The sequence below is a fragment of the Tardiphaga sp. 42S5 genome (genome assembly GCF_034044155.1).
In the GTDB taxonomy this organism is placed as follows: Bacteria; Pseudomonadota; Alphaproteobacteria; order Rhizobiales; family Xanthobacteraceae; genus Tardiphaga; species Tardiphaga robiniae.
The window spans coordinates 2371309-2393500 of sequence record NZ_CP139027.1; the positions used below are offsets into that span (position 1 = coordinate 2371309).

A 22192-nucleotide genomic window follows, 5' to 3' on the forward strand; every position below is an offset into this window, starting at 1 on the left:
GTCCCCGCCTAGCACGCCAATGGCGTGCACGGGGCGGGGACCCATAGCCTCCGTCCCTTCGATTGTGTGCTGTGGAAGTAATCGTTTTTCTTTTCCTCTACCGTGGTTATGGGGCCCCGCCTTCGCGGGGACGACGCGCGGAGAGGCCGGACAACAGGCCACGCCATGACCCATCCCGGCGAGCAACATTACCCACCGGGCGTCACATGGGACGCGCCGATTGCGCGTGGGTCGCTGCCGGGTCTGCTTGCCGACTCCGTTGCAAAACATGGCGACCGCACCGCCATCGAGTTCCGCGACCAGTCGATCTCGTTCAACGATCTGCAGGCGCGCGTCGATGTTATCGCCGCCGCGCTCGTGCGCGCCGGCTATGGCAAAGGCTCTTCCATCGGCATCTTCCTCGGCAATACGCCGGATCATCCGGTCCATTTCTTCGGCGGCCTCAAGGCAGGCGCGCGGCTCGTGCATCTGTCGCCGCTCGATGGCGAGATCGCGCTGTCGCACAAGCTCAAGGATTCTGGCGCGCGTGTGCTGGTGACGAGCAACCTTGCGGTGTTGCTGCCGATGGCGCTCAAGTTTCTTGATAAGGGCCTGCTCGACAGGCTGATCGTCTGTGAAGACGACGACTGGGGCGCTGTGAATAATCCGCAGCTGCCGCTGCCGGAAAATCCCGCGATTGTCACCTTCCGCAATTTCACCGCGGGTGCCACGTTGCCCGCGCAGTGGCCCGAGATTTCAGCGGATGATGTGGCGCTGCTACAATATACCGGCGGCACCACCGGCCTGCCCAAGGGCGCGATGCTGAGCCACGGCAATCTCACCTCGGCGGTCTCGATCTACAATCTATGGGGCGCGCCGGCACGCGCCGGGCGCAATCGGATCGAGCGCGTCATCTGTGTGCTGCCGTTGTTTCACATCTATGCACTGACCGTGATCCTGCTCGCCCGCATCAGCCTTGGCGACACCATCTCGCTGCATCAGCGTTTCGATGTCAGCCGCGTGCTCGACGACATCGAGAAGAAGAAAGCCACCGTATTTCCCGGCGTGCCCACCATGTGGATCGCCATCGCGGCCGATCCGTCGCTTGAGACCCGCGATCTGTCGTCGTTGGTGTCGGCGGCCTCCGGCGGTGCGCCGCTGCCCGATGAAGTGGCGCGTCTGTTCGAACGTAAAACGGGCCTGTCGCTGAAGAGCGGCTGGGGCATGACCGAAACCTGCTCGCCCGGTACCAGCCATCCGCCCGGCGGCCTCGACAAGCCGGGTTCGATCGGCCTGATGCTACCGGGGATCGAGATTGACGTTGTGTCGCTCGATGACCCGACCAGGGTGCTCGGCACCGGCGAGACCGGCGAAATTCGCATCAAGGGGCCGAACGTCACCAAAGGCTACTGGAACCGCGCGCAGGAGAGTGCCGAGTCATTCGTCGGCGATCGCTTCCTCACCGGCGATATCGGCTACATGGATGAAGACGGATTCTTCTACCTGGTCGATCGCAAGAAGGACATGATCATCTCCGGCGGTTTCAACGTCTATCCGCAGATGATCGAGCAGGCGATTTACGAACATCCGTCGGTGCAGGAAGTGATCGTGATCGGCGTCGTCGATCAGTATCGCGGCGAGGCGGCCAAGGCCTTTATCAGGCTGCGCAATGGCGCAGCGCCGTTCACCATCGACGAGCTGCGCGCGTTTCTCACCGGCAAGCTCGGCAAGCATGAACTGCCGGCAGCTTTGGACTTCGTCGACGACTTGCCGCGCACCGCGGTCGGAAAACTCTCGCGCCACGCCTTGCGCGGGTTGCAACCCACGCCCATCATGAACCAAGAAACAACCTCGCAACAACAAACCGCCTCTGGAGGACCCCGCCCATGACCGAAGCCGTTATCGTTTCCACCGCCCGTACGCCGATCGGCAAGGCCTTTCGCGGCGCCCTCAATGCCACCGAAGGCGCGACGCTGCTCGGCCATGCCATCGAGCATGCCGTCAAGCGCGCCGGCATTGATCCCAAGGAAGTCGAAGATGTCGTGATGGGCGCGGCCCTGCAGCAGGGCGCGACCGGCGGCAATATCGCACGCAAGGCGCTGCTCCGCGCCGGCCTACCGGTCACGGTTGGCGGCACCACCATCGATCGCCAGTGCGCTTCGGGCCTGCAGGCGATTGCGCTGGCCGCACGTTCGGTGATCTTCGACGGCGTCGAGATCGCGGTTGGCGGCGGCGGCGAGTCGATCTCGCTGGTGCAGAATGAACACGCCAACAAGTTCCATACCGTCGATCCCGAACTGATGAAGATCAAGGGCGACGTCTATATGCCGATGCTCGACACCGCCGAGACGGTGGCCAAGCGCTACGGCATCTCTCGCGAGCGTCAGGACGAATATTCGCTGGAAAGCCAGCGCCGCACGGCGGCCGCGCAGCAGGGTGGCAAGTTCAATGACGAACTGGCGCCGATCGCGACCAAGATGGGCGTCGTCGACAAGGCGACCGGCGAAGTCTCGTTCAAGGATATCACGCTGTCGAAGGACGAAGGCCCGCGTCCGGAAACCACTGCCGAAGGCCTCGCCGGTCTGAAGGCCGTGCGCGGCGACGGTTTCACCATCACTGCCGGCAACGCCTCGCAGCTCTCGGACGGTGCCAGCGCCACCGTGATCATGAGCGACAAGCTCGCCGCACAGAAGGGCCTCAAGCCGCTCGGCATCTTCCGCGGCTTCGTTTCCGCCGGCTGCGAGCCGGATGAAATGGGCATCGGTCCGGTGTTCGCCGTGCCACGTCTCTTGAAGCGTCATGGCCTCAAGATCGAGGATATCGATCTCTGGGAACTCAATGAAGCCTTCGCCGTGCAGGTTCTGTACTGCCGCGACAAGCTCGGCATCGATCCGGAAAAGCTCAACGTCAATGGTGGCGCGATCTCGGTCGGCCATCCCTATGGCATGTCGGGCGCACGTCTCGCCGGTCACGCGCTGATCGAAGGCCGTCGCCGCAAGGCGAAATACGCCGTCGTCACCATGTGCGTCGGCGGCGGCATGGGCTCCGCCGGCCTGCTCGAAATCGTTCAGTAATTACACATCTGCTCACAAGGAGGATCCGATGGATCTGAGCTTCAGCAAAGAAGAAACAGCATTCCGCGACGAGGTGCGCACCTTTTTCCGCGAAAGCCTCGACCCGGCGGTGCGCAAGAAACTGCAGGAAGGTCACCACACCAGCAAAGACGACCTGGTGAACTGGCAGCGCACGCTCAACAAGAAGGGCTGGGCCGTCCCGCATTGGCCGCAGGAATATGGCGGCACCGGCTGGAGCGCGGCGAAGCAGTACATCTTCCTCGAAGAGCTACAGAAGACCCCGGCGCCGCCGCCGCTGCCGTTCGGCGTCAACATGGTCGGTCCGGTGATCTACACCTTCGGCAACGAGCAGCAGAAGAAGCACTTCCTGCCGCGCATTGCGAATATGGACGACTGGTGGTGCCAGGGCTTCTCGGAGCCGGGCTCGGGATCGGACCTCGCCTCGCTGAAGACCACGGCGAAGAAGAAGGGCGATACTTATATCGTCAACGGCCAGAAGACCTGGACCACGCTCGCGCAACATGCCGACTGGATCTTCTGCCTTTGCCGGACCGACCCCGATGCGAAGAAGCAGTCGGGCATCTCCTTCATCCTCATCGACATGAAGTCGAAGGGCATCACCGTCCGCCCGATCCAGACCATCGATGGCGGCGTCGAAGTCAACGAAGTGTTCTTCGATGAGGTCGTGGTACCGGCCGAGAATCTGGTTGGTGAAGAGAACAAGGGCTGGGACTACGCGAAATTCCTGCTCGGCAACGAGCGCGTCAACATCGCGCGCGTCGGCATGTCGAAGGAGCGCATCCGCCGCATCAAGGAGCTGGCGTCCAGCGTGATGTCCGGTGACAAGCCGCTGATCGAGGATCCGCAGTTCCGCCAGAAGCTGGCTGCGACCGAGATCGAGCTGAAGGCGCTCGAACTGACGCAGATGCGCGTCGTCGCGGCCGAAGGCAAGCACGGCAAGGGCAAGCCGGATCCGGCCTCGTCGATCCTCAAGATCAAGGGTTCGGAAATCCAGCAGACGCTCACCGAGCTGCTGCTCGAAGTCACCGGGCCGTTCGCACTGCCGTTCATGCCGGAAGGCGAGGGGCAGAACGAAGAGGGCGACTGGGCCTCGCCGATCGCGCCGACCTATTTCAACTACCGCAAGGTGTCGATCTATGGCGGCTCCAACGAGATCCAGCGCAACATCATCGCGAAAGCGGTGCTGGGGCTTTGATGTCTTCCTTCTCCCCGCTTGCGGGGAGAAGGTGGTCCGATTGCGCGTAGCGCATTCGGACCGGATGAGGGGGAGCCTCCGCCGGCTCGGTGCCCGCGGATAGTCCTCCTCACCCGAAGGCTCCGCTTCGCTCGCCCTCGACCTCTCCCCGCAAGCGGGGGAAGGTTAGGGAGCTTAAACACATTTACACGCGCGTTACGCGCGATCCGAGAGAGAAAGACCATGGATTTTGATTTGTCGGAGGAGCAACGCCTCCTCAAGGACAGCGTCGACGGCCTGCTGAAATCGTCTTACGAATTCGAGGCTCGCAAGAAGTATCGCGCCGAGAAGGGCGGCTGGAGCCGCGACGTCTGGGGCAAGTTTGCCGAACAGGGCCTGCTCGGCCTGCCGTTCTCCGAGGATGACGGCGGCTTCGGCGCCGGTCCGATCGAGACCATGATCGTGATGGAAGCGCTGGGCCGTAATCTCGTGGTCGAGCCCTATCTTGATACGGTCGTGCTCGGCGGCGGTTTCCTGCGCCGTGGTTCGGCCGAACAGCGTGCTGCGCATCTGCCCGGGATCATCGACGGCTCCAAGACCATGGCTTTTGCACAGGTCGAGCGTGACTCACGCTATGACCTCGGGGACATCAAGACGTCGGCCAAGAAGAGCGGTTCGGGCTACACGTTGTCCGGCGAGAAGTTCGTCGTCGGTCACGGCGATACTGCCGATACGCTGATCGTCACCGCGCGCACCGCTGGTGGCCAGCGCGATGCCAAGGGCGTCGGCGTATTCCTGGTGCCCGCCAATGCCAAGGGCGTCGACATCAAGGGCTATGAGACGCAGGACGGCAGCCGCGCCGCCGATATCAAGCTGAACAATGTCGAGGTCGGCGCAGATGCTGCGATCGGCAATGCCGAGGATGGCTTGTCGATCGTCAATCAGGTCGTCGATGACGCGCGCATCGCACTGTGCGCCGAAGCGGTCGGCGCGATGGAAGAAGCGCTGAAGATCTCCGTCGAATACATCAAGGAGCGCAAGCAGTTCGGCGTCGCCATCGGCTCGTTCCAGGCGCTGCAGCACCGCGCGGCCGACATGTTCACCGCGCTGGAGACCGCGCGCAGCATGTCGTTCCTGGCCTCGATGGCGTCGAGCTTCACCGATCTCGACGAACGCACCAAGACGGTCGCCGCTGCCAAGGTGCAGATCGGCCGCTCCGCGCGCTTTGTCGGCCAGGGCGGCGTGCAGCTGCATGGCGGCGTCGGCGTGACCATGGAGTACAAGATCGGCCACTACTTCAAGCGGCTCACGATGATCGAGCAGCAGTTCGGCGATGCCGACTATCACCTGCGCCGCGTCGCGCAGGCGGGCGGGATTACGGAGTAAGCCCAGAGCGCGTCGTATACCAACACTCGTCATTCCGGGGCGCGCGAGCATCTTCGCTTGCGCGAACCCGGAATCCCGAGCGGAGGCGCACCGAGCAAAACACTCTGAGATTCCGGGTTCGCGCCTTCGCGGCTTCGCCGCTGCAGCGCGCCCCGGAATGACGTGAGAAATACAAATCAAAAAACCATCAAGGAGACCGCCCGTGAAAAATCCATTCGATCTCACCGGTAAGGTCGCCGTCATCACCGGGTCCAGCCGCGGCATTGGCAAGGCCTCCGCGGAATTGCTCGCCAGCCTCGGTGCCAAGGTTGTCGTCTCCAGCCGCAAGGCCGATGCCTGTCAGGCCGTGGTCGATGGCATCAAGGCTAATGGCGGCGATGCCCATGTCATCCCGTGCAACATCTCGCGCCGCGACGAAGTCGAAGGCCTGATCGACGGCACGGTGAAGCACTACGGCCCGATCGACATTCTGGTCTGCAATGCGGCGGTGAATCCCTATTACGGTCCGCTGCTCGATATTGCGGACGAAGCCTTCGACAAGATCATGGGCTCCAACGTCAAGAGCAACATCTGGCTTTGCGCCAAGGCGATCCCGGCGATGGCCGAGCGCGGCAAGGGCTCGGTGGTCATTATCTCTTCCATCGGCGGCTTGCGCGGCTCCACGGTGATTGGCGCCTACGGCATCTCCAAGGCTGCCGACTTCTCCCTGTGCCGCAGTCTCGCCGGCGAATGGGGACCGAAGGGCGTGCGCGTCAATTGCATCGCGCCTGGGCTGGTGAAGACCGACTTCGCGAAAGCGCTGTGGGAAGACGAGGCCAATCTCAAGCGCCGCACCGCGACCACGCCGCTGCGCCGGATCGGCGAGCCCCACGAGATCGCCGGTGCCGTCGCCTATCTCGGCTCGGATTCCTCCACCTTCATGACCGGCCAGACCATCGTCATCGACGGCGGCGTGACGACCGCATCGGTGTGACGTCCTTACCCTCCCCTGAAGGGGGAGGGTAAGAAATCCCGCGAAATAAACCTCCGGCGGTAGCCACTTGCCGCCTGCCTCAATCCTTTCCCGTTTTTTAACACTTCGGGCGCACGGATAGCCGCAGCTGGAGAGTTCCCGTGCGGCAGACGGATATCGCGATCATTGGTGGCGGCCTCGCCGGGTCGACGGCTGCGGCGATGCTCGGTCGCGCCGGTGTGTCTGCGATCCTGATCGAACCGCATCAGGTCCATCCCCCCGAACTCCGCTGCGAGAAGATCAGCGGCGGCGTCCAGCTCGAGCGGCTGCGCAAGACAGGTCTCGTCGATGCGGTGCTCGGCGCCGCCACCCATGACGACGAGATCTGGATCGCGCGTTTCGGCCGCGTGATCGACAAGCGCCCCAGCCAGCAGCACGGCTTTCTCTACGACACGCTGGTCAATACCGTGCGTGGCCAGATCCCGTCATCTGTCGAGACCATTCACGCCAAGGCGACGTCGATCGCCACATCGGATGACCGTCAGACCATCGGCCTGTCCAATGGCGAGGAGATTTCCGCGCGCCTTGTCATTCTCGCCAATGGCGCCAGCGTCAGCTTGCGCAATCAACTCAATATCGGCCGCCCGGTCATCTCGGCCAATCATTCGATCTCGGTCGGCTTCGATATCGCGCCCGTCGGCCGGGACCGCTTTGCATTCCCCGCGCTGACCTACTTTGCCGAAACGACGGTTCATCGCACCGCCTATGTCACGCTGTTTCCCATTGGCAAGACCATGCGCGGCAACCTGTTCGTCTATCGCGAGACCGACGATCCCTGGATTCGCCAGATGCGGCGCACGCCGGAAGCAGCATTGGATGCTTGCCTGCCGAAGCTGCGTGCGCTGATTGGCGACTACAAGATATCCGGCGATATCAAGATCCGCCCCATCGATCTCTACGAGAGCGACAACGTGGTCCAGTCCGGTGTCGTGCTGGTGGGCGATGCCTTTGCCTCGCCGTGCCCGGGCAGCGGCACCGGCACCGACAAGGTGTTCACCGATGTTGCACAGCTCTGCAGCGTGCACATCCCGAACTGGCTGGCCACACCCGGCATGGATGCGGCCAAGATCGCGCACTACTACGCCGATCCGTTGAAGCTGGAATGCGACGCCTGGGCCACCGGCAAGGCGTTCAAGTTGCGCTCAGTCACTGTCGAGAATTCGCTGTATTGGCGCGCACAGCGCTGGGCACGTTTCTTCGGCCGGCTGGGCGAGGGCATGGTGCGGCGGGCCCGCGAGACGCTGCCGCGCGAACTGGCGATGGTCGCGTCCGCTCTGGTCATGATGATCGACTCGGCGACCTGACCGCCGGCGCTGCCGCTTGACGCGCCCGCGCTAATCCGGTTGCCTGCGCCTCCCAACACAACGCGACCACAATCTTTCGGGAAGAAACGTCATGTCTTTCGTGATGGCCATCGATCAGGGCACCACATCCTCGCGCGCGATGATCTTTCGCGCCGACATCTCGATCGCGGCCTCCGCGCAGCAGGAATTCCCGCAGCATTTCCCGGCCTCCGGCTGGGTCGAGCATGAGCCCGAGGATATCTGGACCTCGACGTTGGCCGTTTGCCACGAAGCCATGACGAAGGCGGGCGTTACCGCGAAGGATATTGCCGCCATCGGCATCACCAATCAGCGCGAGACGGTGGTGGTGTGGGATCGCGTCACCGGCCAGGCTGTGCACCGTGCCATCGTCTGGCAGGACCGCCGCACCGCGGAGATCTGCGCGCAGATGAAAGCCGACGGCCATGAGCCGTTGATTACGCAAAAGACCGGCCTGATCATCGATCCGTATTTCTCCGGAACGAAAGTGGCGTGGATTCTCGATCATGTCCCCGGCGCGCGCGACCGCGCCGAGCGCGGCGAATTGCTGTTCGGCACCGTCGATTGCTATCTGCTGTGGCGGCTCACGGCGGGCAGGGTGCACGCCACCGACGCCACCAATGCCTCGCGCACGCAGTTGTTCAACATCCACACCGGTGAATGGGACGATGAGCTGCTGAAGCTGCTGCGCGTGCCCAAGGCGATGCTGCCCAGGGTGCAGGACTCTTCGTCGGATTTCGGCAGCACCGATCTGTTCGGTGGCACGATCATCATCGGCGGCATTGCCGGGGATCAGCAGGCTGCAACCATCGGGCAGGCCTGTTTCGCGCCGGGCATGATCAAGTCGACTTATGGCACCGGCTGTTTTGCGCTGCTCAACACCGGCACGACGCCGGTGCAATCGAAGAACAAGCTGCTCACAACCGTGGCGTATCAACTCAACGGCGTGCGCACCTATGCGCTGGAAGGTTCGATCTTCGTTGCCGGCTCCGCCGTGCAGTGGCTGCGTGACGGGCTCGGCATCATCAAGAGCGCGGCCGAAAGCGGGCCGCTCGCTGATCAGAACGATTCTTCGCAATCGGTCTATCTGGTCCCGGCCTTTGTCGGCCTCGGCGCGCCTTACTGGAATCCCGATGTGCGCGGAGCGCTGTTCGGACTGACGCGCAACACCGGCCCGGCCGAACTCGCCCATGCCGCGCTGGAAAGCGTCTGCTATCAGACGAGGGATCTCTATGCGGCGATGCGTGCTGACTGGCCCGATGTCTCCGCTGCGACTGTCGTGCTGCGCGTCGATGGCGGCATGACCGCATCGGACTGGACCATGCAGCGTCTCGCCGATCTCCTGAATGCACCAGTCGATCGCCCGATGATCCAGGAAACCACCGCGCTGGGTGCTGCCTATCTCGCCGGTCTCACGGCCGGCGTATTTCCGGAGCCTGCCAAATTCGCCGACAACTGGCGGCTCGAACACCGCTTCAAGCCGGCCATGAGCGAAGCCACACGGACACGAAAACTGAAGGGCTGGGCGCAGGCAGTGAAGGGCGTATTGGCGAGCGATCCGGGGAAAGATTGAAAGCTTGCTCACCAAACAGAAAGAGCCGCCTGTGCGGGCGGCTCCTATAATGGTCATGTCAGGCTGACCGTGCCTGTTGTTGGTTGTTAGCGCCAGCCGCGATGCCGTCCACGCGACCAGCCATAATGATGGCCGCGTCCGCGGCCCCAGCCGTAATGATGTCCACGCCCGCCGCGGTGCATGCCGTGATGTCCGCCGCCATGGCCACGAATCTGGATGATGTCGCTGGCGGTGCTCGCAGGTGCAAGCCCACCGACCGGCATGGCGTTCGCTGGAAGCATCAGGCCCAGACCCAGGAGTGCCGCGGCTGCCGTCGCGATCATGGTACGTTTCATTTCAACCCTCCAAACGCAAATATTGCGCATACGACAAGCTGCGGCCTTCCTGATCGTTCCGTCGCCACGGGATTGAAACGATAACTTTGCCGGGACCGGAATTCGTCGCGGCAGTGGTAGAGAGAAAATAATCCCTCGAGCTCTATTGACGAAAATCCTATATGGGTCTATATGCCTTTTATCCCGTTCGCGAGGGGCGCTTCTAGAGGCGTCTTGAAGTGGGACTGGGATGCGGCGCCTGCGGGTGTGGGGTGACGTACCCCGCGCACTCGGGAAGCCCTGGGTCACCGTCCGACCCCACTACGGGGGTCTGCCACTCATGCTGGCTGGACGTGGCATTGGTGAACGGCGGGAAACCGTCGGGATCAGCGGAGTGCGGAGCTCTGCGCCTTTGCCCGGAAGAACGGTCCCGGGGACAGAAATCGCCGCGGTGGCGCGCCGTGAGGCGTTGCGCGGTTGCAGCTTGCCGGCGTTCCGGTGGAGCGGATCGCGATAAAACCACCCTTTGCGCCTCACGGCGCGCCGCCGCCCCTCATCGTTTGAGGGGGACTGCTCATACCTCGGACGCGCAAGCGCCGCGAGACTGCGAGAGCTTGGCTGTTTGACAAGCACATCCTGCGACTTGCAAAGCGCTACTTCGCTCCGACCTTCTTGCCGCGATACATCAAATGCACCGCGCAGTTACATCCCGGCGGATGGGTCGCGAGTTCGTCATTGGCAGGCGCGGGTACGGCGACCGGCGCAGGCTCGGCACCCGGAATGTAGTTCAGCACCGGCGCCAGCCAACGTTCCACCTCGGCCACGCTCATGTTCTTGCGCGCGGCATATTCCTCGACCTGATCGCGCTCGATCTTGCCGACGCCGAAATAATAGCTCTCGGGATGGCTGAAATAGAGCCCGGACACCGACGAGCCCGGCCACATGGCGTAGCTTTCGGTGAGTGTTACGCCCGCAGTGTTCTCCGCATCGAGCAATTTGAAGATCGTCGCCTTCTCGGTGTGATCGGGCTGTGCGGGATAGCCGGGAGCAGGGCGGATGCCCTGATACTTCTCCAGGATCAGGTCATCGGTCGAGATATTCTCGTCCGGCGCATAGGCCCAGAACTCCTTGCGCACGCGCTCATGCATGCGCTCGGCGAAGGCTTCGGCGAGACGGTCGGCCAGCGCCTTGCACAGGATCGACGAATAGTCGTCATTGGCGTTCTTGAAGCGATCGGCGATAATATCCTCGCCGATGCCCGCTGTGACGACGAAGCCGCCGATATAATCCGGCACATTCGAGGTCTTCGGCGCGATGAAGTCGGAGAGCGCGGCGTTGAAGCGGCCCTCGCGCTTCTCGAGCTGCTGGCGCAACGTGTAGAGCGTCTCAATCTCGGTTGAGCGGGTGTCATCCGCATAGAGGCGGATGTCGTCGCCCACGGCATTGGCCGGCCAGAAGCCGATGGTTGCCTTCGCCGTGAACCACTTCTCCTCGACGATCTGCTTGAGCATCTTCTGCGCATCGGCATAGAGCGACGTCGCGACTTCGCCGACCACGCTGTCGGTGAGGATGCCGGGGAAACGGCCAGACAGTTCCCAAGTCTGGAAGAACGGCGTCCAGTCGATATAGGCAGCAAGCTCTTCGAGCGAATAATCGCTAAAAGTCCGGATGCCCAGGAAGGTCGGCTTGCGCACCGTCTTGCTGAAGTCCGCGACGTGCGCATTGGCCCGCGCAGCGACGAGCGACAGCCGCTTCTTGTCCTGCTGGGCGCGGAAATGCGCGGCAGAAATCTTCGCATAATCGGCGCGCACCTCGGCCGCATAGGCGACGCTCTTCTCCGGCGACAGCAGCGACGAGGCAACGCCCACGGCGCGGCTGGCATCGTTGACATGCACCACGGCGCCAGCGCGGTAGTTCGGATCGATCTTCACCGCGGTGTGCACGCGGCTGGTCGTCGCGCCGCCGATCAGCAGCGGCATCTTCAGACCCTGCCGTTCCATCTCGCCGGCCAGGAACGTCATCTCATCGAGCGACGGCGTGATCAGGCCGGACAGGCCGATAATGTCGGCGCCTTCGGCCTTGGCGGTATCGATGATCTTCGAGGCCGGCACCATGACGCCGAGATCGATGACCTCGAAATTGTTGCACTGGAGCACGATGCCGACAATGTTCTTGCCGATGTCGTGGACATCGCCCTTCACGGTCGCGAGCACGATCTTTCCGGCATTCTTGCGGCCATCGCCAGTGATACCTGCGGCGAGATTGTCAGCCTTCTCCTGCTCCATGAACGGCATCAGGTAAGCCACCGCCTGCTTCATCACGCGGGCCGACTTCACCACCTGTGGCAGGAACATCTTTCCGTCGCCGAACAGGTCGCCGACGATGTTCATGCCGGCCATCAGCGGGCCCTCGATGACGTGCAGCGGACGCGCCACGGTCAGGCGTGCGGCTTCGGTGTCCTCGTCGATATATTGGGTGATGCCGTGCACCAGCGCGTGGCTCAGCCGCTTCTCCACCGGCCATTCGCGCCAGGTGAGATCCTGTTCCTTCGCCTGCTTGGTCTGGCCGCGGAATTTCTCGGCCAGTTCGAGCAGCCGTTCGGAGGCGCCGGGATCGCGGTTGAGGATGACGTCCTCGCAGACCTGGCGCAGCTCGGGATCGATGTCGTCATAGACGATCATCTGTCCGGCATTGACGATGCCCATGTCCATGCCTGCCTTGATGGCGTGATACAGGAACACCGAATGCATCGCTTCGCGCACCGGCTCGTTGCCGCGGAACGAGAAGGACAAGTTGGAGACGCCGCCGGAAATATGCGCATGCGGCAGGTTTTGCCGGATCCAGCGCGTCGCCTCGATGAAGTCGACGCCGTAATTGTTGTGCTCTTCGAGGCCGGTCGCGATGGCGAAAATGTTCGGATCGAAAATGATGTCTTCCGGCGGGAAGTTCAGCTCCTTGACCAGAATGTCGTAAGCGCGTTTGCAGATCTCGGTCTTGCGCGCAAACGTGTCGGCCTGGCCGACCTCGTCGAACGCCATGACGACCACAGCGGCGCCATGGCGCTGCGCGATCTTGGCCTCAACGATGAATTTCTCCACGCCTTCCTTCATCGAGATCGAATTGACGATCGGCTTGCCCTGAACGCATTTCAGGCCGGCTTCGATGACGTTGAACTTCGACGAGTCGACCATCACCGGGACGCGGGCGATATCCGGCTCGGAAGCAACGAGATGGAGGAACTCGACCATCGCCGCTTCGGAATCCAACAGGCCTTCGTCCATATTGACGTCGATGACCTGTGCGCCGTTCTCGACTTGGTCGCGCGCCACCTGCAGCGCGGCGGTGTAGTCGCCGGCGGTGATCAGCTTGCGGAATTTAGCCGAGCCGGTGACGTTGGTGCGCTCGCCGACGTTCACGAAGGGAATCGCCGAGGTTAGTTCGAACGGCTCCAGACCTGACAGGCGCAGGAGCGGTGCGATCTCCGGGACGATGCGCGGCTTGTGCGGCGCGACCGCCTTGGCGATGGCCGCGATATGGTCCGGCGTGGTGCCGCAGCAGCCGCCGACCACATTGACGAGGCCGCTGGCAGCGAACTCGCCGATCAGCCCCGCCATGAATTCCGGGCTCTCGTCATACTGGCCGAATTCGTTGGGCAGGCCGGCATTCGGATAGGCGCAGACGAGGGTATCGGCGACGCGGCCGATATCGGCGATATGCGCGCGCAGGTCTTCGGCGCCGAGCGCGCAGTTGAAGCCGATGGTGGCGGGTCTGGCGTGCTTCACCGAATTCCAGAACGCTTCCGGCATCTGGCCGGACAGCAGGCGTCCGGACTTGTCGGTGATGGTGCCGGAGATCATCACGGGCACGTCGATGCCGCGCGCCTCGCAGATTTCGGCAATGGCATAGAGCGCCGCCTTGGCGTTAAGCGTGTCGAAGATGGTTTCGACCAGCAGGAGGTCGGCGCCGCCGTCAAGCAAACCGTTGATCTGCTCGCTATAAGCGATGCGCAGATCGTCGAAGGTCACCGCGCGATAGCCGGGATTGGCGACATCCGGCGAGATCGAGGCGGTGCGGTTGGTCGGGCCGATGGCGCCGGCGACGAAGCGCGGCTTGCCGTCCTCGGCAGCGACGGTGATCGCGGCGTTCTTGGCGAGGCGCGCGCCTTCGCGGCTCATCTCATAGGCGATGTCCTGCAGGTCGTAATCGGCCTGCGCGATCGAGGTCGAGGAGAAGGTGTTGGTGGCGACGATGTCGGCACCGGCGCGCAGATATTGCGCGTGGATGTCCTCGATGGCGTCGGCCTGCGTCAGGATCAGCAGGTCGTTGTTGCCGCGGAGGTCGCGGTGGAAATTCTTGTAGCGCTCACCGCGGAATGCGGCCTCGTCGAATTGCAGACCCTGGATCATAGTGCCCATGGCACCGTCGAGCACGAGAATGCGCTCGGCAGCGGCGGCAAGCAGTTCGGTACGCTTCGGCGAAACGGGTACGGACATGAGATCAGGCAGCTTTCTGCGCGCCGTTCGGCCGGAAGCCCAACAGGTGACTAATGGCGAAAACGAGATCGGCGCGGTTCATCGTGTAGAAATGGAAGTCACTGACGCCCTGCTTGGCGAGCTTCTGCACCTGGCCGGCGGCGACGGTGGTGGCTACCAGTTTGCGTGTCTCGGCATCGTTATCGATGCCGTCGAACTTGGCGGCGAGCCAGTCGGGCACTGTGGTGCCAGCACGGGTGACGAAGGCTCTCGCCTGCTTGAAATTATGCATCGGCATGATGCCGGGCAGCACCGGGATATCGATGCCGCGGGCGCGGACCTTGTCGAGGTAGCGGAAATACAGGTCGTTATCGAAGAACACCTGGGTGATGGCGCGGGTCGCGCCGGCATCGACTTTGGCCTTCAGCGTATCGATGTCAGCATCGAAGTCGGCGCTCTCGGGATGCTTCTCCGGATAGGCGGAGACGGTGACGTCGATATCGGGATAGCGGTTGCGGATGCTGGCGACCAGATCGGCGGAGGTCTTGTAACCGTCGGGGTGCGGTATATATTCCGTGCCGATGCCTGTGGTCGGATCGCCGCGCAGCGCCACGATGTGGCGAACGCCGGCCTCATGATAGCGGGTCACGACATCGTCGATTTCGCTTTTCGGCGCGCCGACGCAGGTCAGATGCGCCGCCGGGGTGAGGGCGGTCTCCTTGAGCAGACGGACGATGGTGGCGTGGGTGCGCTCGCGCGTCGACCCACCGGCGCCATAGGTCACCGACACGAAGGACGGGTTCAGCGGCGCCAGGCGCTCAATGGTGTCCCACAGGGTGCGGTCCATCTCCTCGGTCTTCGGCGGGAAGAACTCGAAGGAGATATTGGGAAGCTTGGTGGGGGTGGCCGGGTTGATCTCGGTCATCGCGTCGAACTCCACCGCATGAAGCGGTACCGGTTGTCTCTGGCGCCAAGCCCTGGGGACTTTGGCTGCACTGCACAAAGATAGGCTATGGTCGGTGACTGAAATAGCCCATCTGGAGCGGTTTTAGGGTGGGAATTGGCCCAACTAAGGGCAGATATCTCGCGTAATTTTCCTCGTTAGAATATAAGTGGGCAGCGCCGGCTTCCCGCAAAACTACCGGAATATTGCTTTAAATAGCCAATATAACCACTTCGATCTATAGACGATGTATGTGGGCAGATGTTGTGTAATTATTCTTATATCAGAATTCGTCCCACGAGGGGCGGCCCTTGCTGCCATCGGCGTTTGGGGGAGGCGTCGGTGGCCCAAAACGCTCTTTGCCCTCTCCGGCGCACGCACTAGCTTGGCGCCATGATCCCATTGTCCATTCTCGACCTCTCGGTCGTCACGTCAGGCACGCCGCCCGCGGGCGCGCTCCGTAACAGCATCGATCTGGCCAAACATGCCGATCGCCTCGGCTATGTCCGCTACTGGCTGGCCGAGCATCACAATCTGGCGTCGGTCGCGAGCCCGGCACCGGAGATCATGATCGGGCAGATTGCGGCAGTGACGCAGCACATTCGCGTCGGTTCCGGCGGCGTGATGCTGCCGAACCATGCGCCATTGATGGTGGCCGAGCGCTTCAAGATGCTGGAGGCGCTGTTTCCCGGCCGGATCGATCTCGGCCTCGGCCGTGCACCGGGGACCGATGGCGCGACGGCTTATGCGCTGCGCAACCGTCTCGCTGGCCGCGAAGGTGATGATTTCCTTGAGCGGCTGAGCGAGCTGGTGCTGTGGGAGACCAGGCAATTCCCGGAAGGCCATCCCTATAACAACGTCGTGGCGATGCCCAATGACGTGCCACTGCCGCCGCTCTGGCTGCTCGGGTCCAGCGACTACAGTTCGGATCTGGCCGCACAGGTCGGCATGGGCTTCGCTTTCGCCCACCATTTTGCATCCCACGACGCCGCCGACGCGATGGTGCATTACCGCGCGCGCTTCAAGTCCTCCAGCTGGCGGCAGGCACCGCATGCGATTCTCGCTGTCGCAGTGATTTGCGCGGAGACGGATGCCGAGGCCGAGCGGCTGGCGTCGTCAGCCGACCTCAATCGCCTCCGCCGCGACCGCGGCGAATACGCGCCGCTGCCGAGCGTCGAAGAGGCGCTGGCCTATCCTTATAGCGACAGCGAAAAGATGAAGATCGCGCGCAATCGTTCACGGCTGTTCGTCGGCAGTCCGTCGACAGTCTTGGAAAAGCTGCAGCCGCTCATCAGCGAATGCCAGGCCGATGAGTTGATGGTCATTACCGCGATGTATGATCATGAGGCGCGGAAGCGGTCCTATGATCTGTTGGCGGATGTATTTCAATTGCAGAGAGCAGCAGCCTAGGCGCAGCGAGGTTAGCGAGCGCCGCGACAATGGGAGGGGATGATGGCGCCTCTGGTAACACCGCGTGGCCTTGGCGAAGTTGTTCTGCGTGTCAGCGATATGCCGCGCGCGGTCAGTTTCTATCGAGATGTCCTTGGTCTCAGTCTGCTGCGCGCCTTCGACGATCGGATTGTGTTTCTCAAAGTGGAGGATGGCTTTGAAGGCCATCACCGTATTATCGGCCTTTTCAGGGCCGATCAGCCGTCCAATCGTGACGACACGAAATGGTCCGCTCCCGATTTGCGGGCACCCACTCTGCATCACCTTGCGCTGGAGATTGCGTTATCGGACTATCAGCCTGCTCTTGATGCCCTGACGAAGGCGGGTTTCAAGCCGAACACCTACGAACACCGATGGATCGGTTGGCGCTCCATTTACGTCACCGATCCGGACGGCAATATCGTCGAGTTGGTTGCGGTGGATGCGTCAATTTGCGAGGCGTCGTAAAGTTTCGAGAGGCAATGTCGGGATCGGGACTATCGAAACGTCCTTGGATCGGCGCCGTCACCACACGAGGTAAAACCTATGCTCTATGCAATTCTGGCCTATCACGTCGAAGACGTCGTCGTGTCCTGGACGGCCGACGAAGACACTGCGGTGATGGCCAATCTTCATGAGCTTCACGAGAAGCTGACGGCCGACGGCCGGATGGGGCCGGCTGCGCGTCTCGGAGGTACCAAGGGTGCATTCACCTTGCGCGGACCCGGCGCTGGCGTGATCATCGACGGTCCTTTTGCCGAGACCAAGGAGCAGTTGCTCGGCTTCTATGTCGTCGATTGTGCGACCCGTGAGGACGCCGTCGCGACCGCGCGCGATCTGCGCCGCGTCAATCCGACTGCGGTCTATGAAATCCGTCCGGTTCAGCTATTTCTGCCCGGTTCGCCTATGGCGGCGACGCATGCGCTGACCGATCACGTCCGGCCGGCGTCGTCCTGAACTTGCCGGTTACGAGGTCGGTTCGCCGAAGGTCGCGCGGAAAGGATGCGCCGGATAGACGCCGACGATCCTGAATTCGCGTGAGAAGAACTTCAGCTCTTCGAGCGCGAAAGCGAGGTTGCGGTCATCCGGATGACCGTCGACATCGGCGTAGAACTGCGTGGCGAAGAACTCGCCGTCGACCATGTAGCTTTCCAGCTTGGTCATGTTGACGCCGTTGGTGGCGAAGCCGCCGAGTGCCTTGTAGAGCGCCGCAGGAAGGTTGCGGACGCGGAAAACAAAACTGGTGACCAGCGGTTCGGAGCCCTGCGGCGCCCATTTGGCGTCTTTGGAAAGGATGACGAAACGCGTGGTGTTGTGATCCTCGTCCTCGACGTCCTCAGCGAGAATTTCGAGCCCGTAGATATCGGCTGCGAGCCGCGAGGCCAGCGAGGCGCAGCTCTTGTCGCCGCGTTCGGCAATCGCGCGGGCCGAGCCGGCGGTGTCGGCGGCGACGATGGCCTTGATCCCCAGCTTGCGGATGATGCGGCGGCACTGGCCGAGCGCGTGGACGTGGCTTTCCACCGTCTTGATGTCGGTGAGCTTCGCACCGGGCAGCGCCATCATCTGGTGGTGAATGGGCAGAAACCACTCACCGACGATATGCAGGCCTGACTGCGGCAGCAGATGGTGGATGTCGGCGACGCGGCCAGCGATCGAGTTCTCGATCGGAATCATGCCTAGATCGGCCTCGCCCGAGGTGATCGCGGCCAGCGCATCCTCGAAGGTGGCGCAGGGCAGCGGCTCGGCATTCGGAAACGCCTCGACGATGGCGATATGGGAATTGGCGCCGGGCTCGCCCTGGAATGCGATCTTCATGATCTGATTTTTGGGAATGGTCATGGCGGGCCTTGTATCAGTCGCTCAGGTTTTTGCCAGCAGGCGGCGGGCAGTTTCGAGATCGGCGGGCGTATCGACGCCGAGCGGGACGCTATCGACGATGGCGGCGTCGATCCGCATGCCGGCTTCCAGTGCGCGGAGCTGTTCGAGCTTTTCGCGCAGCTCCAGCGTCGACGGCGCGAGTTTGACGAAGGCCTTGAGCGCGGCGCGCCGATAGGCATAAAGCCCGATATGATGGTAGCGGGGCCCGTCGCCATAGGGCGCCGTGGCGCGGGTGAAATACAGCGCACGCAGCCGGTCGGGCCCGGCTGGCGAGCCGATCAGCTTCACCACGCTCGGATTGGTATGTTCGTCATCCTTGTGGATCTCGGTCGCCAGGGTCGCGATGTCGACCGCGGGGTCGTCGAGCAGGCGGACCGCGGCGCTAATGTCGCCCGGCGGAATAGTGGGCAGGTCGCCCTGGACGTTGACGATGGTCTGGACGTGCCCGGCCGGATCGAGCTTGCACAGGGCCTCAAAAATCCGGTCGGACCCTGACGGGTGGTCCGGGGAGGTCATGACCGCCTCGAAACCGTGGGCTTTAACGGCGTCCGCGATGTCGGCCGTATCGGTGGCGATGGCGACACGGCCCAGACCGGCCTCTTTGGCGCGTCGCGCCACATGCACGATCATCGGCAGCCCGCCAATATCGAGCAGCGGCTTGCCGGGCAGGCGGGTGGCCGCCATCCGGGCGGGAATGAGCACCAGGGTGCGTGTGTCTGTCATGTCAAAATCGGCTTGGATTCCAGTGATCTTCCCCCCGAAAAGTATGATGCACATCAAAGGGCGCGGCGTTTATACGGGTTGCCAGAGGATGGGCAAACCGTTATCTCAAAACGGCAGGCCCAAGGGCCGCAGGAACGTGATTCCTGAGTGTGTCGAGGCCGTTGGAGCGGCCTTCCAATGACCTAAAACGGCGTGGGGCTTTTCGACTATGGACTCCTTCGAACTCAACAAGATTATGGGCGCCATTCTCGGCACCTGCCTGGTTCTGATGGTGACGAATTTCACCGCCCAGGCCGTGTTTTCACCGAAGCATATGGAAAAGCCCGGCTTTGATATCGCCGTGAAGGAAGAGGCTGCCGGCGGTGCCAAGGCCGCTGCCGCGCCGTCCGAACCGATCGAGAAGCTGCTGCAGACCGCTTCGGTCGAGAAGGGCTCAACCGCAGCCAAGAAGTGCGCTGCCTGCCATACATTCGAAAAGGGCGGTCCGAACCGCGTTGGCCCGAACCTGTTCGGCGTCGTCAATGAGAAGGTGGGCGAAGGCAAGGCCGGGTTCAACTTCTCGGCGGGCATGAAGGCCAAGGGCGGCACCTGGACCTTCGAGGAGCTGAACAAGTTCATCGCCAATCCGAAGGGCACCGTGCCGGGCACGGCCATGGGCTTCGCCGGCATTCAAAAGGATAGCGAGCGCGCCGACGTGATCGCCTATCTGGCAACTCTCGCCGATAAGCCGGTGCCGCTGCCCACTGCAGCGAAATGAGGACGGTGTCGTAACGCTGTTCCTTGGTAATTTATCATCGATTAAACGGCCAGGCTCAGCCTGGCCGTTTTCGTATCTGCATTACCAAAGCTTAAGCGGGACGTTTGGCCGCAACGCGTTAGGATGCAACCAGCGTGACGGGTGGTATCCTGCGGAAAAGCCGGCATAATCGGTCGAACCCTCGCCTTATATGACCGTTCTAATAGACTGCTTCGGTTCACAGGATTCAGCACATTGACGATTTCCCGACGCCGCCTTCTCCAGACCAGCGCCTTCGCCGCACTTGCCCCTGTCATCGGTGGTGCCGGCAGCCTCTCCGTCATCGACGCAGCAAGTGCCCAGTCTCCGGCAAAAGGTGCAGAGTGGCGCCACGCGCTGTCCCTGTTCGGGGAGATCAAGTATCCCGCGGAGTTCAAGCGCTTCGACTATGTCAATCCGGAAGCGCCTAAGGGCGGCGCCGTCCGCCAGATCGCGATCGGCACCTTCGACAACTTCAACATCGCGGTGGCCGGCGTGAAGGGCAACATTGCCGGCGCCGTCGGGCTGATCTACGAGTCCCTTACGACAGGATCGCTGGACGAGGTCTCGACCGAATATGGTCTGCTCGCCGAAGCCGTCAGCCACCCCGAGGATTACTCCTGGGTGTCCTACCGGCTGCGGCCGAATGCCAAGTGGCATGATGGCAAGCCGGTGACCCCGGAGGATGTGATCTTCTCGCTGGAGTCCTTCAAGAAATATCACCCGCAATATTCCGCCTATTACCGCCATGTAGTGAAGGCCGAGAAGGTCGGCGAGCGCGAAATCAAGTTTACCTTCGATGCGCCCGGCAACCGCGAATTGCCGCAGATCGTCGGCCAGCTCACCGTGCTGCCCAAGCACTGGTGGGAGGGCACAAACGCTTCCGGCGCCAAGCGCGACATCGGTAGCACGACGCTGGAAGTGCCGCTCGGCAGTGCCGCCTATCGCATCAAGGATTTCGTGCCGGGCCGTTCGGTGTCGGTGGAGCGTGTGAAGGACTATTGGGGGCGCGACCTCAACGTGAATGTCGGTCGCAATAATTTCGACGAGCTGCGCTACGAGTATTTCCGTGACGGCACCGTCGCGCTCGAAGCCTTCAAGGGGGATCAGGTCGATTGGCGCACCGAGAACAGCGCCAAGAACTGGGCGACGGCCTATGACTTTCCTGCAGTTGCCGAAAAGCGCGTTATCCTCGAAGAATTCCTCAACCGCTCGTCGGGCATCATGCAGGGCTTCGCGCTCAACATCCGCCGCGACAAGTTCAAGGATCCGCGCGTTCGCCGCGCGCTGAATTACGCGTTCGACTTCGAGGAGATGAACAAGCAGATCTTCTTCGGCCAGTACAAGCGCATCTCCAGCTATTTCGACGGCACCGAGCTTGCGTCCTCGGGCCTGCCGGAAGGCAAGGAGCTGGAGATTCTGGAGACGGTGCGCGCCGAAGTGCCGCCGGAGGTTTTCACCAAGCCCTATACGAATCCGGTCGGTGGCAGTGCTGAAAATGTACGCGGCAATCTTCGCGAAGCGCTGCAACTGTTCAAGGAAGCGGGCTACGAAGTCCGTGATCGCAAACTGGTCAATGCCAAGACCGGTGCGCCGTTTGAGTTGGAATTGCTCGGCGAGGATCCCTCTTTCGAGCGCGTGATGCTATTCTTCAAGCCGTCGCTGGAACGTCTCGGCATCGGCGTGTCGGTCCGCACCATCGATGCCACGCAATATGAGAACCGGCTGCGGACCTGGGATTTTGATGTCGTCGTGTCGTCCTGGCCGGAGTCGCTGTCGCCTGGTAACGAGCAGCGTGAATTCTGGGGCTCGCAGGCTGCCGATATGGCCGGCTCGCGCAACATCGTCGGCATCAAGAATCCGGCGATCGACAAGCTGATCGATCGCGTGATCTTCACCAAGGACCGCAACGATCTCGTCGCTGCGACCAAGGCGCTGGATCGTGTGCTGTTGTGGAATAACTTCGTGGTGCCGCAATGGACCTACAACAAGGTCCGCACGGCGCGCTGGGATCGCTTCGGTCGTCCGCCCGAGCCGCCGAAATACGGCCAGTCGGGATTCCCCGCCATCTGGTGGTACGATGCCGACAAGGCGGCCAAGATCGGCAAGCGCTCTTGA

17 protein-coding genes are annotated in these 22192 nt (G+C 62.4%); 12 read left to right on the forward strand and 5 right to left on the reverse strand.

The features are described from left to right. The first annotated feature begins 165 nt into the window (after positions 1-165). From pimA to glpK, 7 genes are all read left to right on the forward strand, one after another. Positions 166-1869 carry a dicarboxylate--CoA ligase PimA gene (gene pimA, locus SFY93_RS11105; protein ID WP_320447122.1) on the forward strand — a complete coding sequence of 568 codons (1704 nt, stop codon included), beginning with the start codon at positions 166-168 and terminating at the stop codon, positions 1867-1869. Further along, positions 1866-3053 carry an acetyl-CoA C-acyltransferase gene (locus tag SFY93_RS11110; RefSeq protein ID WP_320447123.1) on the forward strand — a complete coding sequence of 396 codons (1188 nt, stop codon included), beginning with the start codon at positions 1866-1868 and terminating at the stop codon, positions 3051-3053. Before pimA ends, SFY93_RS11110 begins: the two co-directional genes overlap by 4 nt. Positions 3054-3081: 28 nt before the next feature. Next, positions 3082-4269 carry a pimeloyl-CoA dehydrogenase large subunit gene (pimC, locus tag SFY93_RS11115; protein WP_089261586.1) on the forward strand — a complete coding sequence of 396 codons (1188 nt, stop codon included), beginning with the start codon at positions 3082-3084 and terminating at the stop codon, positions 4267-4269. A 222-nt stretch (positions 4270-4491) separates the two neighbouring features. Next, positions 4492-5634, forward strand: coding sequence for a pimeloyl-CoA dehydrogenase small subunit (pimD, locus tag SFY93_RS11120; protein ID WP_320447124.1), 1143 nt, complete (start codon positions 4492-4494; stop codon positions 5632-5634). 202 nt (positions 5635-5836) lie between these two features. Further along, positions 5837-6607 (forward strand): SDR family NAD(P)-dependent oxidoreductase, encoded by a 771-nt coding sequence (locus tag SFY93_RS11125; RefSeq protein ID WP_320447125.1) that lies wholly within the window; start codon positions 5837-5839, stop codon positions 6605-6607. A gap of 140 nt (positions 6608-6747) precedes the next feature. Further along, a complete protein-coding gene (locus SFY93_RS11130) occupies positions 6748-7950 on the forward strand; it encodes an FAD-dependent oxidoreductase (protein WP_320447126.1) in 1203 nt (400 codons plus the stop codon). A gap of 91 nt (positions 7951-8041) precedes the next feature. Beyond that, entirely contained in the window at positions 8042-9541 is a 1500-nt protein-coding gene (gene glpK / locus SFY93_RS11135; RefSeq protein WP_320447127.1) for a glycerol kinase GlpK, read from the forward strand. A gap of 86 nt (positions 9542-9627) precedes the next feature. On the opposite strand, the gene SFY93_RS11140 is transcribed toward glpK, so the two are convergent. The 3 genes from SFY93_RS11140 to metF all read right to left on the reverse strand — a co-directional run bounded on the left by SFY93_RS11140 (position 9628) and on the right by metF (position 15252). After that, positions 9628-9876 carry a hypothetical protein gene (locus tag SFY93_RS11140; RefSeq protein WP_089261574.1) on the reverse strand — a complete coding sequence of 83 codons (249 nt, stop codon included), beginning with the start codon at positions 9874-9876 and terminating at the stop codon, positions 9628-9630. Positions 9877-10508: 632 nt separating this feature from the next. Then, positions 10509-14348, reverse strand: a complete 3840-nt coding sequence (gene metH / locus SFY93_RS11145) for a methionine synthase (RefSeq protein ID WP_320447128.1) — start codon at positions 14346-14348, stop codon at positions 10509-10511. Positions 14349-14352: 4 nt separating this feature from the next. Then, a complete protein-coding gene (gene metF, locus SFY93_RS11150) occupies positions 14353-15252 on the reverse strand; it encodes a methylenetetrahydrofolate reductase [NAD(P)H] (protein ID WP_320447129.1) in 900 nt (299 codons plus the stop codon). A gap of 411 nt (positions 15253-15663) precedes the next feature. On the opposite strand from metF, the gene SFY93_RS11155 reads away from it, so the two are divergent. From SFY93_RS11155 to SFY93_RS11165, 3 genes are all read left to right on the forward strand, one after another. Beyond that, positions 15664-16680 carry an LLM class flavin-dependent oxidoreductase gene (locus SFY93_RS11155; protein WP_184513991.1) on the forward strand — a complete coding sequence of 339 codons (1017 nt, stop codon included), beginning with the start codon at positions 15664-15666 and terminating at the stop codon, positions 16678-16680. 42 nt (positions 16681-16722) lie between these two features. Continuing rightward, positions 16723-17166: a VOC family protein gene (locus SFY93_RS11160; RefSeq protein ID WP_175365659.1), complete on the forward strand. Its 444-nt coding sequence runs from the start codon at positions 16723-16725 to the stop codon at positions 17164-17166. A 78-nt stretch (positions 17167-17244) separates the two neighbouring features. Further along, a complete protein-coding gene (locus tag SFY93_RS11165) occupies positions 17245-17655 on the forward strand; it encodes a YciI family protein (RefSeq protein WP_089261564.1) in 411 nt (136 codons plus the stop codon). A 9-nt stretch (positions 17656-17664) separates the two neighbouring features. Here SFY93_RS11165 and SFY93_RS11170 read toward each other — a convergent pair whose 3' ends face one another. Both SFY93_RS11170 and SFY93_RS11175 read right to left on the reverse strand, forming a co-directional pair. Beyond that, positions 17665-18513, reverse strand: a complete 849-nt coding sequence (locus SFY93_RS11170; protein ID WP_068736325.1) for a prephenate dehydratase — start codon at positions 18511-18513, stop codon at positions 17665-17667. Positions 18514-18558: 45 nt separating this feature from the next. Beyond that, on the reverse strand, positions 18559-19299 hold the full coding sequence (locus tag SFY93_RS11175; RefSeq protein ID WP_320447130.1) for a 3-deoxy-manno-octulosonate cytidylyltransferase: 741 nt from the start codon (positions 19297-19299) through the stop codon (positions 18559-18561). Between the two features lie 208 nt (positions 19300-19507). Here SFY93_RS11175 and SFY93_RS11180 point away from each other — a divergent pair, with 208 nt between their 5' ends. Beyond that, positions 19508-20056, forward strand: a complete 549-nt coding sequence (locus tag SFY93_RS11180) for a c-type cytochrome (protein WP_068736206.1) — start codon at positions 19508-19510, stop codon at positions 20054-20056. Positions 20057-20290: 234 nt separating this feature from the next. After that, a complete protein-coding gene (locus tag SFY93_RS11185; RefSeq protein ID WP_320447131.1) occupies positions 20291-22192 on the forward strand; it encodes an extracellular solute-binding protein in 1902 nt (633 codons plus the stop codon).

Coding starts and splice junctions, on each gene's coding strand:
- SFY93_RS11175 (WP_320447130.1), bottom strand. CDS start 19,299: ATGACAGACACACGCACCCTGGTGCTCATTCCCGCCCGGATGGCGGCC.
- SFY93_RS11170 (WP_068736325.1), bottom strand. CDS start 18,513: ATGAAGATCGCATTCCAGGGCGAGCCCGGCGCCAATTCCCATATCGCC.
- glpK (WP_320447127.1), top strand. CDS start 8,042: ATGTCTTTCGTGATGGCCATCGATCAGGGCACCACATCCTCGCGCGCG.
- metH (WP_320447128.1), bottom strand. CDS start 14,348: ATGTCCGTACCCGTTTCGCCGAAGCGTACCGAACTGCTTGCCGCCGCT.
- pimA (WP_320447122.1), top strand. CDS start 166: ATGACCCATCCCGGCGAGCAACATTACCCACCGGGCGTCACATGGGAC.
- SFY93_RS11160 (WP_175365659.1), top strand. CDS start 16,723: ATGGCGCCTCTGGTAACACCGCGTGGCCTTGGCGAAGTTGTTCTGCGT.
- SFY93_RS11180 (WP_068736206.1), top strand. CDS start 19,508: ATGGACTCCTTCGAACTCAACAAGATTATGGGCGCCATTCTCGGCACC.
- SFY93_RS11140 (WP_089261574.1), bottom strand. CDS start 9,876: ATGAAACGTACCATGATCGCGACGGCAGCCGCGGCACTCCTGGGTCTG.
- pimD (WP_320447124.1), top strand. CDS start 4,492: ATGGATTTTGATTTGTCGGAGGAGCAACGCCTCCTCAAGGACAGCGTC.
- pimC (WP_089261586.1), top strand. CDS start 3,082: ATGGATCTGAGCTTCAGCAAAGAAGAAACAGCATTCCGCGACGAGGTG.
- SFY93_RS11110 (WP_320447123.1), top strand. CDS start 1,866: ATGACCGAAGCCGTTATCGTTTCCACCGCCCGTACGCCGATCGGCAAG.
- SFY93_RS11155 (WP_184513991.1), top strand. CDS start 15,664: ATGATCCCATTGTCCATTCTCGACCTCTCGGTCGTCACGTCAGGCACG.
- metF (WP_320447129.1), bottom strand. CDS start 15,252: ATGACCGAGATCAACCCGGCCACCCCCACCAAGCTTCCCAATATCTCC.
- SFY93_RS11165 (WP_089261564.1), top strand. CDS start 17,245: ATGCTCTATGCAATTCTGGCCTATCACGTCGAAGACGTCGTCGTGTCC.